This window comes from Oceanobacter sp. ABM4_470 (assembly GCF_056158645.1).
This window is the reverse complement of sequence record NZ_JBSWTR010000001.1, coordinates 1,050,918-1,066,193: the sequence shown is the minus strand read 5'-3', so window position 1 is coordinate 1,066,193 and position 15,276 is coordinate 1,050,918. Positions and strand designations below refer to the sequence as shown.

The 15,276-nt window shown below is 54.0% G+C and carries 13 protein-coding genes and 5 tRNA genes; 9 read left to right on the top strand and 9 right to left on the bottom strand.

Annotated features, from left to right (window positions below):
• Positions 1 to 147: 147 nt before the first annotated feature.
• From ACXADJ_RS04635 to ACXADJ_RS04610, 6 genes are all read left to right on the top strand, one after another.
• A tRNA-Leu gene (locus ACXADJ_RS04635) sits at positions 148 to 234 on the top strand.
• 33 nt (positions 235 to 267) lie between these two features.
• Positions 268 to 354: transfer RNA gene (locus ACXADJ_RS04630), tRNA-Leu, on the top strand.
• A gap of 64 nt (positions 355 to 418) precedes the next feature.
• Positions 419 to 505 (top strand) — tRNA-Leu (locus ACXADJ_RS04625).
• Positions 506 to 599: 94 nt separating this feature from the next.
• Positions 600 to 686, top strand: a tRNA-Leu gene (locus tag ACXADJ_RS04620).
• Between the two features lie 79 nt (positions 687 to 765).
• Positions 766 to 852 (top strand) — tRNA-Leu (locus ACXADJ_RS04615).
• 711 nt (positions 853 to 1,563) lie between these two features.
• Entirely contained in the window at positions 1,564 to 3,090 is a 1,527-nt protein-coding gene (locus tag ACXADJ_RS04610) for a methyl-accepting chemotaxis protein (RefSeq protein WP_475063599.1), read from the top strand.
• 93 nt (positions 3,091 to 3,183) lie between these two features.
• On the opposite strand, the gene ACXADJ_RS04605 is transcribed toward ACXADJ_RS04610, so the two are convergent.
• Both ACXADJ_RS04605 and zapE read right to left on the bottom strand, forming a co-directional pair.
• On the bottom strand, positions 3,184 to 3,567 hold the full coding sequence (locus ACXADJ_RS04605) for a hypothetical protein (RefSeq protein ID WP_475063597.1): 384 nt from the start codon (positions 3,565 to 3,567) through the stop codon (positions 3,184 to 3,186).
• Positions 3,568 to 3,771: 204 nt separating this feature from the next.
• Positions 3,772 to 4,878, bottom strand: a complete 1,107-nt coding sequence (gene zapE, locus ACXADJ_RS04600; protein ID WP_475063595.1) for a cell division protein ZapE — start codon at positions 4,876 to 4,878, stop codon at positions 3,772 to 3,774.
• Positions 4,879 to 5,342: 464 nt separating this feature from the next.
• On the opposite strand from zapE, the gene cysD reads away from it, so the two are divergent.
• Together cysD and cysN are read left to right on the top strand one after the other, a co-directional pair.
• On the top strand, positions 5,343 to 6,254 hold the full coding sequence (gene cysD / locus ACXADJ_RS04595) for a sulfate adenylyltransferase subunit CysD (RefSeq protein ID WP_036536646.1): 912 nt from the start codon (positions 5,343 to 5,345) through the stop codon (positions 6,252 to 6,254).
• Positions 6,254 to 7,861 (top strand): sulfate adenylyltransferase subunit CysN, encoded by a 1,608-nt coding sequence (cysN, locus tag ACXADJ_RS04590; RefSeq protein WP_028294181.1) that lies wholly within the window; start codon positions 6,254 to 6,256, stop codon positions 7,859 to 7,861. Before cysD ends, cysN begins: the two co-directional genes overlap by 1 nt.
• Before the next feature lie 119 nt (positions 7,862 to 7,980).
• Here cysN and ACXADJ_RS04585 read toward each other — a convergent pair whose 3' ends face one another.
• The 7 genes from ACXADJ_RS04585 to ACXADJ_RS04555 form a co-directional block, all read right to left on the bottom strand.
• Positions 7,981 to 8,727, bottom strand: coding sequence for a TIGR04219 family outer membrane beta-barrel protein (locus ACXADJ_RS04585; protein ID WP_475063592.1), 747 nt, complete (start codon positions 8,725 to 8,727; stop codon positions 7,981 to 7,983).
• 284 nt (positions 8,728 to 9,011) lie between these two features.
• Positions 9,012 to 9,722, bottom strand: a complete 711-nt coding sequence (gene purC, locus ACXADJ_RS04580) for a phosphoribosylaminoimidazolesuccinocarboxamide synthase (protein WP_028294183.1) — start codon at positions 9,720 to 9,722, stop codon at positions 9,012 to 9,014.
• Between the two features lie 66 nt (positions 9,723 to 9,788).
• Complete coding sequence (locus tag ACXADJ_RS04575; protein ID WP_028294184.1) at positions 9,789 to 10,547, bottom strand: MBL fold metallo-hydrolase; 759 nt, start codon at positions 10,545 to 10,547, stop codon at positions 9,789 to 9,791.
• Entirely contained in the window at positions 10,544 to 11,200 is a 657-nt protein-coding gene (bamC, locus tag ACXADJ_RS04570) for an outer membrane protein assembly factor BamC (RefSeq protein WP_475063589.1), read from the bottom strand. Before bamC ends, ACXADJ_RS04575 begins: the two co-directional genes overlap by 4 nt.
• A 4-nt stretch (positions 11,201 to 11,204) precedes the next feature.
• Positions 11,205 to 12,080, bottom strand: a complete 876-nt coding sequence (gene dapA / locus ACXADJ_RS04565; RefSeq protein WP_475063585.1) for a 4-hydroxy-tetrahydrodipicolinate synthase — start codon at positions 12,078 to 12,080, stop codon at positions 11,205 to 11,207.
• A gap of 161 nt (positions 12,081 to 12,241) precedes the next feature.
• The gene (locus ACXADJ_RS04560; protein WP_475063583.1) at positions 12,242 to 13,318 is read right to left on the bottom strand and encodes an AI-2E family transporter; all 1,077 of its coding nucleotides are present in this window, start codon (positions 13,316 to 13,318) and stop codon (positions 12,242 to 12,244) included.
• Positions 13,315 to 13,572 (bottom strand): sulfurtransferase TusA family protein, encoded by a 258-nt coding sequence (locus ACXADJ_RS04555; RefSeq protein ID WP_156879074.1) that lies wholly within the window; start codon positions 13,570 to 13,572, stop codon positions 13,315 to 13,317. The genes ACXADJ_RS04560 and ACXADJ_RS04555 overlap by 4 nt, the downstream gene beginning before the upstream one ends.
• Before the next feature lie 213 nt (positions 13,573 to 13,785).
• Here ACXADJ_RS04555 and ACXADJ_RS04550 point away from each other — a divergent pair, with 213 nt between their 5' ends.
• A complete protein-coding gene (locus ACXADJ_RS04550; protein ID WP_475063581.1) occupies positions 13,786 to 15,231 on the top strand; it encodes a M48 family metalloprotease in 1,446 nt (481 codons plus the stop codon).
• The last annotated feature ends 45 nt before the right edge of the window (positions 15,232 to 15,276 follow it).

Sequence of the window (15,276 nt, the reverse complement as noted above, 5' to 3'; positions counted from 1 at the left end):
ATACAGATAGCGGTGACAATAGGCATTCGAATACAGCAGCAAGATTACCCAACAAGTTTCGCTAAGTTAAGGAATAACTTGAAAAAAATGTTTGACAGACGAAATTTCGGCTGTAGTATACGCGGCCACTGACAGCTACTCAGTCACGCCAGAGTGGCGAAATTGGTAGACGCAGGGGATTCAAAATCCCCCGCCTTAACGGGTGTGCCGGTTCGAGTCCGGCCTCTGGTACCAAATCGTGATTGAGGTCAGTTACAAGTTGCAAACGCCCAGGTGGTGGAATTGGTAGACACGCTGTGTTCAGGTCGCAGTGAGCTTACGCTCGTGAGAGTTCGAGTCTCTCCTTGGGCACCAAACTTAAACGTTGTTTGCACTTGATTTACCGGCTTGCCGGACTGGACCCAACCAGTATAAAAATGCCCAGGTGGTGGAATTGGTAGACACGCTGTGTTCAGGTCGCAGTGAGCTTACGCTCGTGAGAGTTCGAGTCTCTCCTTGGGCACCATTTACAAGCTTCTTATTTCAAGTGTCTTGGTGATGGTGCGGAAACTGAATCAGAACAGTTAAACTTCTGAGCTGGAAAACACCAGTTAAAAAATGCCCAGGTGGTGGAATTGGTAGACACGCTGTGTTCAGGTCGCAGTGAGCTTACGCTCGTGAGAGTTCGAGTCTCTCCTTGGGCACCATTATTCAACAACATGTTGAGTGTGGTGAAAACTGAGTCGGAACAGTCAATCCGAGCTGGAAACAACCAGCCTAAAAATTGCCCAGGTGGTGGAATTGGTAGACACGCTGTGTTCAGGTCGCAGTGAGCTTACGCTCGTGAGAGTTCGAGTCTCTCCTTGGGCACCAACCTCTTCTCGACAGTCGTCGAAATTTCAGTTTTTTATTCTCCTATCAGTTTCTTACTGATGTTTCCGTTTTATCACTTTGCTCATCTTCAGATTCTGCAAGTTGCTTTGAAGAGTTCGCATCCTGCGCTTTGTTGCTCGCACATTTCGTCACTCCCCTTCTTTCCACTAAATTATCAAGAAGCACCAGGCTCGCTCTCCGATAGCCTTTAGGGGACATCTATTTAATCCGGTGCTCGCTCTGGGCTACCGGATGGGTTCGAATCACGAAGCCGACTTGCAGGCCTGACGGGTCAAGTCAAAAGTCGGCGACACAGAGTCGAGATCATCCGGCAGCCCCCGCAGGGCACGGGTTGCCGTCGCCCAGTGCGGTGTTGACGAACTTGGAAAGGACTCGTCATTCCGCTGCATTCGTCGCCTTGCCCTGAACAACGGCAACGCTCGCGCACGACTGCATGGATGCAGGAGGTAGGGCGAAGCAGGAGGCCCGAGCCGAGAGCCGTGCAGGATTAAATAGATGTCCCCTTTAGCAATAGGGCTTTTTGTCCCCTATTCCACCAACAGCACCTCACTCCGGAAGATTATTGTCTACGCTTTTTGTTAGATCATGGTTTCCGGACATCCAAACATGTACCTAAACAGTCTTATCGCAGCCCTTGTTGGCGCCTTGGTGGGCGCCAGCCTGTCTTACCTCACCGGGTCGGGAGAATATTTGCCCGCCATAACGGCAGCCCTTGGCGCCAGCGTATTCATAACTACACTCACAGGTCGCAACGGTAACAACCACCTGGAAACCCTTGCCAACCTGAAAAGCGGTGACCCAATCCCGGATGATTTACCGGAAGAGGCCAAAACCATCGCCCGCGAGCTGGAATCCACCCGCCGACTGAAGCAAGACCTGTCATCCCACGGCGGCCAAATTGCCATTGCCGCCGCCGAAATGTCGTTTGCCTCCGACCAAATGCGCGAAAAAATCCACGCTGAGGTCGAAGACACCAGCCGCATTGTCGATTCGGCACAGAAAATTTCCGCCGCCATCGAAGCCATGGTGGAGCAGACCCGCGATGCGGCGGAAGCCGCCGACCACGCAAAAGCGCTGAACTTATCCGGCAAACAGTCCGTTGATGACACCATTCCGCAAATGGAAGGCACCCGCGACCGGGTGAACGCCAATGCCGAGCTGATTGCGCAACTGGAATCCAAATCCGAGCAGATCAAGGGCTTTACCCATGTAATCAGTGATATTGCCGAGCAAACCAACCTGCTGGCTCTGAATGCCGCCATTGAAGCAGCCCGCGCAGGCGAGCAGGGCCGAGGCTTTGCCGTCGTTGCCGATGAAGTAAGAGCGCTGGCCGCCAAAACCTCCAGCGCAACAGAGCAGATTGGCGCCACCGTGAACCAAATCAACTCATCCATCAAGGATGCTGTCGCCAACAGCCAGGAACTGACGGTCGTCATCGACGAAGGCGTGAAGATGACCCAGACGGTCAGTGAGAAACTCAACGAAATTTACAGCCGCTCGGAAACCATCCAGACCACCGTCAGCTCCATAGCCGCCAACGTTCAGGACAACAGCGCCCATATTCAGGAAATTTCGCGCATTGTCAGCGAAACAAGCAATCGTCTTGAGCACACAGAACGAGAGATTTCGTCCATTTCAGATCAGTCATTGCAACTGTCCGAAACAGCCGAAAAGATTTACGAAGCCTTTGGTGATGGTGAACTGGGGCAGTCCCACGACGCCGCCAAACGGGAAGCACTACAAGCCAGCGCGGCGATCAGCGCCCTGTTCGAACAAGCCATCGACAGCGGCCGAATGAACCTCAACGACTTGTTCGATACCAATTACCAGCCCGTTGCCAACACCGAGCCGAAGAAATATAACACCCGTTATGACAGCTTTACCGACGACCAATTGCCCGCCATTCAGGAGCCCATTCTGGAGCGCAACCCGCACATCGCTTATGCCGGCGCCGTAGACGTTAACGGTTACTTCCCTACTCACAACCGTAAGTACAGCCAGCCATTAACCGGCAATCGCGATCAGGACCTGGTCAACAGCCGCACCAAGCGCATCTTCAACGACCGCACCGGCTCACGCTGTGGCTCGAACACCCAACCGCTGCTATTGCAAACCTACAAACGCGATACCGGGGAAGTAATGCACGATTTATCGGTGCCAATCATGGTGAAGGGTCGCCACTGGGGTGGCTTCAGAATTGGCTATCGATCGCAGTAACGAATTACCGGGCTGGGCGCGTCGCGCACCAGCTCTTTCTTTGCTGGCCCTTCTATTCAACTGGTTCTGATTCCACACAAGTATTTGAGCGTGTCAGGAAAACCACTGCCAGCGCTTTCTAACCAGCAAAGCCAGAATGGCAGCCCCTATCAGGCCTGAAATGGCACTGCCAATCCCCACTCCCAAATAAAGATTCAAAACAAACGCCACCGCCGTCGATGCATAGAACCCATACACCCCGACTTTCTTCCAGCACCAGATTAATACCACTAACAACGTATTAATCAGACAGACAGTGCCCATGCCATAGAACACCTCTACAGGTACTCCCGGGAAGAACTCCTGATAGCTCTCCGGTGTTGTCAAATAGCCGATTGCCATTACCGGATTCACCAACAGCGCCAGACCCAAAAACAGCGTAAGCAATACGCCACGGGGTTTTTCGGTAGGCTCAATAGCCGCCTCAGTCGAATTCATTCATTGATCTCCTCACATTCAATCCGCAGATTGTTTCAATGGCAGAGCCTGTGTTCAATGCTGTACAACGCAGCCATTTACGCAGTTGAGAAGCGGATCACAACCGCTCCAAACAGCTCCGTTCAGATAACTCTGCCCTGAAAGCTGCATCCATAAAAAACGCGGCATCAGCCGCGTTCTTTGTTCAAAGCTTTCAGAAAAGCCTCAATCACATTTGTGTTCGCGCGCCAGATAGTCGCGGGATTGCATTTCCAGCATACGGGACGTGGTGCGCTGGAATTCAAATTCCAATTTACCCTGACCGTAAATATCCGGAATAGCGGCGTCCGCACTCATGATGACTTTCACACCACGATCGTAGAATTCATCGATCAGGTTGATAAAGCGGCGCGCCAGATCGTCATTCTTAACGCCCATCACAGGCACGTTAGAAACCAGAATGGCATGAAATTCCTTGCCCAACTCAATGTAGTCATTTTGCGAACGCGGACCGTCACACACAGCGTAAAAATCGAACCAGGCGACATCGTCATACACCGCCTTGGCACGGATATTACGGCCCAGAATTTCAACGTCGGTATCCAGTGTGACCTGACTGGCATCACGCACCAGCGCATCGAAGTTCTTCTGAATGGCCGCTTCGCTGTCTGCATTCAACGGGAAGTGATACAGGTCCGCCTGCTCCAGCGTACGCAAACGGTAATCCACCCCACTATCGACGTTGACCACTTCGGTGAACTTGTTCAACAGCTTGATGGCGGGGATAAAACGGTCGCGCTGCAAGCCGTCCTTATACAGACCGTCTGGCACGATGTTGGAGGTTGCAACCAGCGTCACACCGCGATCAAACAACTCCTGCATCAGGCCAGCCAGAATCATGGCATCACCGATATCGGACACAAAGAATTCATCGAAGCAGATCACAATGGCTTCTTCAGCAATCTGGTCGGCCACGATGGTCAGCGGGTTCTTGGCGCCGGCCAGCTTGGTCAAATCACCATGCACACGCTGCATAAAACGGTGAAAGTGCGTGCGCATTTTTCGCTCGAACGGCAGCGCGTGGTAAAAAGTATCGACCAGATAAGTCTTGCCGCGGCCAACACCACCCCAAAAATACAGGCCTTTTTCCGGCTCTGGCTTTTTGCGGTTAAACAGCTTGCCGAACAAACCCTTACCGGATTGACGCTCGTTGGCCGCAACCAGATCATCAAACAAACGCTGCAAATGCTTGACCGCCATTTCCTGGGCAGGGTCATAAGAAAAATCGTCGCGCTTCAGATCGGCTTGGTAAAGCTCCCAAGGGGTGGTCACGGGCTAACTCCAACGGCTGGTTTTGGGGTGCGAAATGTAGCCGACCACGCCAAAAACATCAATGGAAGCCCGCCCCATCAAGGCGCTGGTGAACAGCGTTCTGTATGCTTTGTCGGCTTTTGAAGTCTGCCCAGCAGATCTGGATGCGGCGTCAAGCTTCACTATGATTCAGGAAATCCCTCCATCATTAACTGACACAGACAATCCAACAACGCCAGGCATCTCAAGGAGCGACCTTCAAGCCCGGCTGCCGCCCGCAATCTTCCGCAGCACAGCCCAAACCCACCGAAGCAGCGGACTCTATATTTAGAACCAAATCGAATTAAGACCACCTTCTTATATGCCTCACGCCTTGATATAGTCCCACCGATTTTAAAGTCGGGCGCATTGGATCAAGCGCCAGTGTGAACAGCCAGCCATGGCTGCCCCGAAAGCATTCAAGTCCAACTTCTGAGAAATCTTCCATGATCAGTGACTACCAACTCACGCACCTGAAGCAGCTGGAGGCGGAGAGTATCCATATCATCCGCGAAGTTGCTGCCGAGTTCGACAACCCGGTGATGCTCTACTCCATCGGTAAAGACTCTGCGGTAATGCTGCATCTGGCTCGTAAGGCCTTTTTCCCGGGCAAGCCACCCTTCCCACTGCTGCACGTGGACACCACGTGGAAATTCAAGGAAATGATTGAATTCCGCGACAAGATGGCCAAAGAAGTTGGCATGGATCTGCTGGTTCACATCAACCAGGAAGGTGTTGAGCAAGGCATCGGCCCGTTCACCCACGGTTCCTCCAAGCACACCGACATCATGAAAACCCAGGCCCTGAAACAGGCTCTGGACAAGTACCAGTTCGACGCAGCCTTTGGTGGCGCTCGTCGTGACGAAGAGAAGTCCCGCGCCAAAGAGCGTGTGTACTCCTTCCGCGATAGCAAGCACCGCTGGGACCCGAAAAACCAGCGTCCGGAACTGTGGAACATCTACAACGGTAAAGTGAACAAGGGCGAATCCATCCGTGTATTCCCTCTGTCCAACTGGACCGAACTGGATATCTGGCAGTACATCTACCTCGAGAACATCTCCATCGTTCCGCTGTACTTTGCCGCTGAGCGTCCGGTTGTAGAGCGCGATGGCATGCAGATCATGGTTGATGACGACCGTCTGCCATTGAAAGAAGGCGAAGTGCCAGAAATGAAGTCCGTGCGCTTCCGCACACTGGGCTGCTACCCACTGACCGGCGCAGTGGAATCCGAAGCCGCTACGCTGCCTGAGATCATTCAGGAAATGCTGTTAACCACCACCTCCGAGCGTCAGGGCCGTGCAATTGACCACGACTCTTCCGGCTCCATGGAGAAGAAGAAGCAAGAGGGTTACTTCTGATGTCTCACCAGTCCGATCTGATTTCCACCGACATTCTGGAATACCTGAAGCAGCACGAAAACAAAGAGCTGCTGCGCTTCCTCACCTGCGGTAACGTGGACGACGGTAAATCCACTCTGATTGGTCGTCTGTTGTACGATTCCAAGATGATCTACGAAGATCAGCTGGCTTCCGTAACCAAAGACAGCGCCAAAGTCGGTACCACCGGTGACCGCCCTGACCTGGCCCTGCTGGTAGACGGCCTGGCCGCTGAGCGTGAACAAGGCATCACCATTGACGTAGCCTACCGCTATTTCTCGACTGCCAAGCGCAAGTTCATCATTGCCGACACCCCGGGACACGAACAGTACACCCGTAACATGGCGACCGGTGCTTCCACCTGTCAGCTGGCCATCATCCTGATTGATGCCCGTTACGGCGTTCAGACCCAGACCAAACGTCACAGCTTTATTGCCTCCCTGCTGGGCATCAAGCACGTGGTGGTTGCGGTTAACAAGATGGACTTGATGGACTTCAGCGAAGAACGCTTCAATGAAATCCAGAAAGACTACCTGGAGTTTGCTGAAAAGCTGAACCTGACCGACATCCGTTGCGTACCAATTTCCGCACTGGACGGCGACAACGTGGTAGACCGCTCCGCGCGCTCTCCGTGGTACACCGGCCAGACCCTGATGGAAATTCTGGAAACCGTTGAAGTTGCCGAAGACAAGAACCTCGAAAACTTCCGTCTGCCAGTTCAGTACGTTAACCGTCCAAACCTGGACTTCCGTGGTTTCTGCGGCACCATCGCCGGCGGTATCGTTCGTCCGGGCGACACTGTAATGGCACTGCCTTCCCAGAAAACCAGCAAGGTTGACCGCATTGTGACCTGGGACGGTGATCTGGATCAGGCCTTTGTTGGCCAGTCCGTCACGCTGACCCTGGAAGACGAGATCGACATCTCCCGTGGCGACGTGATCGTCAAGATTGAAGATCAGCCGGTTGTTGGCAACCGCTTCAATGCCGAACTGGTGTGGATGACTGAAAAGTCCATGGTTCCGGGTCGCGCCTACGACCTGAAATTTGCTTCCAGCTCCAGCACGGGTGCCTTCAGCTCAATCCACCATCTGGTGGACGTAAACACCATGGAGCAGAGCCAGGCAGAAGAAGTCAAACTGAACGAAATCGCACTGGTTGAGGTTGCCCTCGACAAAGCCGTTCCGTTTGACGCCTACAGCAAGGTGCATGGCACTGGTGCTTTCATCGTCATCGATCGTCTGACCAATGTCACCATTGGTGCCGGCATGATCGTCGGTGAATCCTCCGGTTCCGGCAGCACCGACGCCGTTTCTGCGGCTGAAAAAGCCCGTCGTTTCAACCAGAAGCCTGCCGTTGTTGCCATCAACGCGGTTAACGCCGACGAACTGGTTAACGCTCTGGATCGCCGCTTGTTCGAAATGGGCCGTCTGGCCGCTATCGGCACTGCCGAAAGCGCAGAAATCCTCAAGAACGCCGGTCTGGTTGCACTGGTTGCCGGTGGCGCTGACGGTGCCGACGCCAGCATTGCAGCAGAAGGCCTGTCGGTTGACAGCCTGATCGCTGAACTGCAGGAACTGAGCATCATCTGATGCCGCCCGATTGCCTTTCTCCGTTCGGCGAAAGGCAATCAACGGGCAATAAAAAAGCGGCTGATCAGCCGCTTTTTTTGTGCCTGTCGTTTATAGCTTCCTGGGATCGGAATCTAAAATCAGAAACCAACAGACAGAGACGCACCGTAGTACATACCGGAAATATCCAGATCGGTTTCGATATCTACATCGTCCGGATCGGTTTGCAGTTTCAGGGCGCGGTAGCCTGCTTCCAGACCCAGATCAACCACTGGAATCGGGAAGGTGTAGCCCAGACCGTAGCTGACGTCGGACATCAGGTTGTCGCCGTAGCTTACATAGTTGATGTCGGCACCTGCGTACAGGCCAAATGGCGTATCCAGCTTCACTTCGCCGTAAACCATTGGCAGCACCAGATCCAGATCAACCTTGTCGTAAGTGGTTGTGCTGGTAACTTCGGCGTAACCGTCCAACTGACGGCCAGTCACACCAAAGTTGATGTCCAGGTATGGCAGCGGCAGAGGCAAGCCCCAGTACAGGGTCAGGTCGGTGTGGCTCAGGTCCAGCGTGGTATCGACTTCACCTGCGTACACCTGACCATTAAAGGTCGCAGTAGCAACACCGGTACCTTCCAGTTCCAGCGCGGTTTGCTTGATTTTTACATCTGGCAAAAACGGCACCGGGTGCTCGAAGAATACGGTGATTTGTTGACCGTTTTCCTGCTCCAGATCCAGGCCGTCGCCTTCAACAGACAAGCCATCGTCCAGCTGACCGGTTGGCTCTGCCTGCCAAACACTGGCCTTGGCACCAACGGTGAACAACAGGTCAGCCTGAGCTGACAGCGGAGCAAGTGCAACAATACCTGCTGCAATCAGGGTCTTTTTCATAATCGGAATCCCATTCCTGTTAGGAGTTAGATTTCAGGTTCAATCCGGCAACCGGGTAGACACGTATCAGTCCAAGTGTGCCCTTAAAAACATCAAAATACCAAAGTCTTGTGTCGTTGCTCTGACAAAATCCAAACGCATTGAAGCTAATAACGGCCGCCGATGAATATGGTGCACATGATAACAACGATATCGGCTTACAAAGTGGAACAAACGTTCAAACAGTCAGCCGCAGGCATAAAAAAACAGGCTTCCGCCTGTTTCTTTATACTGCTGTCGCTAAATCAGAACTGAACACCGATACGACGGCCAACTTCTTCGTAGCCTTCGATCACGTTGCCCAGGCCCTGACGGAAGCGGTCTTTGTCCAGCTTCTCGCGGGTTTCCTTGTCCCACAGACGACAACCGTCCGGGGAGAATTCGTCACCCAGTACCACTTCGCCTTTGTACAGACCGAATTCCAGCTTGTAGTCGACCAGAATCAGACCGCCGTCATCGAACATCTTTTTCAGAACCTGGTTCACCTGGAAAGTCAGCTTCTTCATGATTTCGATGTGTGCTTCTTCAGCCCAACCGAAAGAACGCGCGTGGTATTCGTTAACCATTGGGTCGCCCAGCGCATCGTTTTTCAGGAACAGCTCAAACGTTGGCGGGTCCAGGTCGATGCCTTCATCAACGCCCAGACGACGGCACAGGCTGCCAGCAGAAACGTTACGAACCACACATTCCAGTGGAATCATGTCCAGACGCTTAACCGCAGACTCAGTGTCAGACAACAGGCTTTCGAAGTGAGTCGGGATACCGGCTTCTTCCAGCTTGGTCATAATGAAGGCGTTGAACTTGTTGTTCACCATGCCTTTACGATCCAGCTGTTCTACTTTTTTGCCATCGAATGCAGAGGTGTCGTTACGGAACTCCAGAACCATAGTGTCCGGGTTGTCTGTGCTATACACCGATTTGGCTTTACCGGAGTAAAGCAGCTCGCGTTTTTCCATCAGGAATCTCCGCATAGATTTGATTGTTACGAATTAAAGGTGACGAGGCCAACAGGCACGCAGCCGTCAAAGCTCTCGCCAACCGGAAATATCATCCTGGGCAAGGATTTCTACTTGCTCGGCCAAATGGCCCAGCACCTTGCTCAGTTCTCCAAAGACCAGCTCCGGATGATTGTTTTTTTCACTGATGTGACCGGCAGTAATGTGCTGGACACCGGACCAGTGAATCTGGCCGATCAACTCGGCACATTGGGCATTGCTGAGGTGGCCATACGGCCCTGCAACCCGCTTTTGCAGCGACGGCGGGTAAGGCCCTACCTTGAGCATATCCGGGTCATGATTGGCTTCCAGCTGCAAGCCATGACAGCCCTGATAGGCATCCACAATGCGTCGTGTCAAAGACCCAAGGTCGGACAGCACACCGAGCTTGCGGTTGCCGCCTTCCACCACAAACTGCAATGGCTCACGGGCATCATGAGGCACCGTAATGGCACCCACCTTCATACCCGCCAAGTCGACCTGATCGCCACAGTTTAACCGATTCCACAATCGATGGTCGGTCCATTTCATGTGGATTGCGGTACCCGCCGAGCAATACAGGGGAATATCGAACAACTCGCAAACCGCCATCGCACCCTTGGCGTGGTCTGAATGCTCGTGTGTGACCAGCAAACCTTCAAGCTGATGACCATCGGCCTGAGCCTGCTGCAAACGCACCAGTAAATTCTTGCGACTGAAACCGCAGTCGATCAACAAACTGCGGTTGTTGTGTTCAATCAGCGTGGAGTTGCCTTTACTGCCACTCCCGAGCGAAACGTACCTCACCGCTCAAGCTGGGTCTTGATCTCAACAAACACCGACTCAGCCAGGGCATCGTCGGCCAGTGCATCCACATCGGACAGCAAAGACAGGTACACGCCGTTATGAGCCCGGTTAAGCTTCAGCAAGTAGGTTGTGGTTTCAGACTCTGGTTCACGATTCCACAAACGCGACCACCAACCCCGAGTGTCTTCCTGCTGTACCGTTTGCAACTCCAGATACCAGGTTGCCAGACTGCGGTTGAGGTCGACCATGTTGATGTCAGACGCGGCCAGCGCTTCGGTCACTTCCGCCCAGGTCAGGGCAAAGTTACCGTCCAGTCGCAGAATACGACTGCCGGAGCCATCGCGATCCAGACGCGGGTTCAGCTCGGTCGAGTTGAACTGGTTAAGAGAAGCGGACTGGGATTCCGGCTCTGCGGCCTCAACCACCAGACGCTGGGGTTGCGGCAGCTCGAAAGCATCCGGTTGTTCAACCTCGCGAGCCAACTCAGGAATTGGCAAGGAATCGGTTTTTGCCAACGGCTGACCTTGCAGGTCAACCGCTTCCTTGGCGGGTTTGGCGGTCAGGTAGTCGTCTGCACGATCCCGGAACTTGTCACCAAACAGGGTACTGCAACCGCTCAGGCCTGCGATCATGGCCAGAATCAGGTACTTCATAGGATCAGATCAGCTCCAGACCTTTCATGGCCAGTTCGACCTTCGGCGCGTAGCGCACATCCATTTCAACCAGCGGCAAGCGAATGCCGTTTTTCATGAGGCCCATGCGCGCCATTGCCCACTTCACAGGAACCGGGTTGGATTCGCAGAACATTCCGGCATGCAGTGGTGCAAGCGCTTCCTGCATGGCACGAACTTCGTCGGCCTTGCCGTCCAATGCCAGCATGCACATGTCGTGCATCAACTTCGGCGCTACGTTGGCAGTCACAGAAATATTGCCCTTGCCGCCCGCCAGAATCAGTTCGTGACAGGTTGGATCGTCACCGGAGTAAACCGCCATACGGTCACCCACCAGTTCAATCACCTTGCGAGCACGATCAATATCGCCCGTGGCTTCCTTGATGGCAGTGATCTGTTCAACGTCCGCCAGAGCAGCAACGGTTTCCGGCAGCATATCAACGCCAGTACGGCCCGGTACGTTGTACAACCACAGCGGCAGGTCAACGGCAGCAGCAATGGCTTCAAAATGCTTGATCAAGCCACGCTGCGGTGGCTTGTTGTAGTAAGGAGTCACAGACAAGCCTGCATCGGCGCCCAGCTGCTTGGCTTCCTGATGCAGCTCAATGGCTTCGGCGGTGCTGTTAGCGCCGGTGCCCGCAATCACAGGACGACGACCCGCCACCTTGTCGACCACCCGTTTGATCACCGCACAATGCTCTTCTGTGCTCAGTGTTGCAGACTCTCCGGTGGTTCCAACAGGCAAAATGGCGTCAGTGCCATGTTTGATGTGGAATTCCACCAGGCCGTCGAGAGCTTCCCAGTCCAGGGACCCATCGGAATGCATTGGGGTTACCAATGCGACAATGCTGCCGGTGATCATGAATTCTTACTCCACATAACGATCGGCCTCTGCGATTCATTCACCATAAACAGAAGCCGTAAAAGACAAGAGCGCAATACTACTGACGGTAACCCTGAGTGACAAGCACGGACAGTTTAGAAGCGCCGAAAAAGCGGATTCCGGAGAATCCTTGAACAGACTTAGTGAGTAGCGTCGTCGCTATGTTCCACATGATGCCCGGGCCAGGCCTGAATCACCGCCTTGAACAAGGTCGCCAGCGGAATGGCGAAGAACACGCCCCAGAATCCCCAAATGCCACCAAAGATCAACACCGCGACGATAATGGCCACCGGATGCAGGTTCACCACCTCAGAGAACAGCAGCGGCACCAACACATTGCCATCCAGCGCCTGAATCACGCCGTAGACCACCATCAGCCAGATAAACTGGCTTTCAAGCCCCCACTGCATGTAGCCCACCAGGGCCACCGGAATAGTGATCACCGCCGCGCCGATGTAAGGCACCAATACAGAAAAGCCAACACCAATGGCCAGCAGTGCTGCGTATTCAAGCCCCAGCAGCAGAAAGGCAGCCCATGACACGCCGCCAACAATGACGATTTCCAGCGCCTTGCCACGAATGTAGTTGGCAATCTGCAAGTCCATCTCAGACCAGATGTCATCCAGCAGTTTGCGACGAGCCGGCAAAAACGACACGCACCAATTAACAATGGCAGTGGAGTCTTTCAGCAGGAAAAACACCAGAATCGGCACCAACACACAATAGATCAGCATTGCCATAAAGGCGGTAAGGCCTGTGATCGAAAAGCTCAGCAACCACTGCCCCATCGAAGCCACTTCCTCACGGGCCTGATTCACCCAGCCACGTACCTGTTCATCGGTGACCAGATCCGGGTACTGCTGCGGCAACAGCAGCAACAAATCCTGCCCTTGCCCGACCATATGAGGCAGCTCGGTAAACAATTGCGACAGCTGCCGCCAGGTAGCCGGCAAAATAATAAACAAGGCGGTCAGCATGACTCCGACAAACATCAGAAACACCACCACCGTGGCCATCAAATGGCCACAACCACGCCGTTTGAGATACTGCATGCTGCCCTGCAACAAGTAGGCAATCACCACTGCTGTCAGGAAAGGCGCCAACACCTGCCCCAGAAACACCACAACCAGCAGGAACGCCGTAATCAGTAACAGCAGCAGCAGCGCTTCTTCATTGGACAAATACCGGTCGATCCAGCGTCGAAACACCTGAATCATGCTTTATCTCCCTTGCGAATCCAGTAATGGTACTCACCATCGACTTCTTCCAGGTGCACCAGCTCATGCTCCGACATTCCCAGATACTTGGGAATGTCACGCCACGAACCGGCATCCTTGGCGATTACCCACAAAATTTTACCGCGGCTCATGCTTTTCAATGCCATCTTGGTTTTTAATAGAGGCAAAGGACAGCTGACATCCGTTGCATCGAGCTTCTCATCACTGGGTATTTGCTGGGTCACGCGATTCATCATCCGCAATTAGGTGAAACCAAAGAGGCAGGATAGTCTCAAACAGAGCGTAAATGAATCAACTCTGTGTACCATTGAGCTGTGCCGCACGACATTGTAAATCTAACTTTCGTTAGATAAAGACAACAAACAAGTACACAGCCTCGGCCAAAGGCTTTCAGCCCCAAGCCATTGCAACCAGACAAGAACTACAAGCCGTCAACGGAAACTGATTTGAAACGACTTGCCCTCGCCCTCCTTATTGCCAGCCAAAGCCTGCTTTCAGCCAGCCCGGTTCAGGCCGATGCCAACGACCTGCCGACACTGGGCGACAGCGCCTCCGGCGTGGTGTCGCTGCAACAGGAACACGACCTCGGACGCAACTGGCTGCGCCAACTCAGAGCAAGCGCAAAAACCATCAAGGACCCGCTGGCGGTCGAGTTTCTGGAGAACATGGCTTACCGGCTGATTCCCCACAGCGGCGCCCAGCAAAGTGAATTTGAGTTCGTCATTATCGACAAAGCCGAGCTGAATGCCTTCGCCGTACCCGGCGGCATCATTGGCATCAACCTCGGCATCATGCTGTTTGCGGAAGATGAGGATGAACTGGCCGCGGTACTGGCCCACGAACTTGGCCACCTCAGTCAGCGCCACTTTGCCCGCCAACTGGAGCGCGCGTCGCAACAGGAACCGGTGGCCATCGCAACGCTGCTGGCCAGCATTCTGCTGATCGCTCTCAGCGACAACCCCGACGCAGGCATTGCCGGCATCATGGCCGGACAAGCAGCAAGCATTCAGGATCAATTGGCCTACAGCCGCAGCTGGGAACGGGAAGCGGACCGGCTCGGTATGAAAACCCTGGTAGAAGCCGGTTACGACCCGAACGCCATGCCGGGCATGTTCACTCAAATGATGGCAGCCAACCGCATGGGCGGAAACCCGCCAGAATTCTTGCTGACCCACCCATTAACTATGAACCGGGTTGCCGATGCCGGGGCGCGGGCCGGAAATTACCCCGCCCAGCCACGCGAGGTAGGCTTTGACTTTATGGTGTTGAAAGATCGTGCCCGCATTCGCTACCAGCTGACACCGGAGCAGGTCATCCCCGCTATGACGGCCGAATTGCAAAGCAAGGACACGGTCAGACGCAGCGCAGCACGATTGATTCTGGCCGAACAGGCATTCATTGCCGACGACTACCAGGCGGCACTGAAACACCTCGATGGCATCGACAGTGACTACCAGAACGACCCCGCCGCCACCGTCGTTCGAGCCCAAACCCTTCACCAGCTGGGCAACAGCGCCGAAGCCATTCAACTGCTGGAACAACGCATGCAGTATTATCCGGGCAGCTACCAGCTGATCATGGCCTACGCGACGATTCTGGATCACTCTGGCAAGGTCCAGCAAAGCACAGACGTCCTGCGCAAACTGGCTGAGGACCGCCCCGGCACGCCAGAAGCGTGGTATCAACTGGCGCAATCAGCAGCGGACGCCCACCAGAACATGGTGGCCTACCACGCCAATGCAGAATACCTGTACCTCAATGGCCAGCAGAATCAGGCCATCCGGCAGATGGATCTGGCCATCAAGGAAGCGGGAAAGCAAGGCAACTTCCAACGCCAGGAAGCCCTCAAAGAGCGCCTGCGTCAAATTGCCAAGGGTGATCGCAAGTTCTAAACCCCCGCTCATTTTCAGGCCATTCTCAAGCCGCATACAGATCAG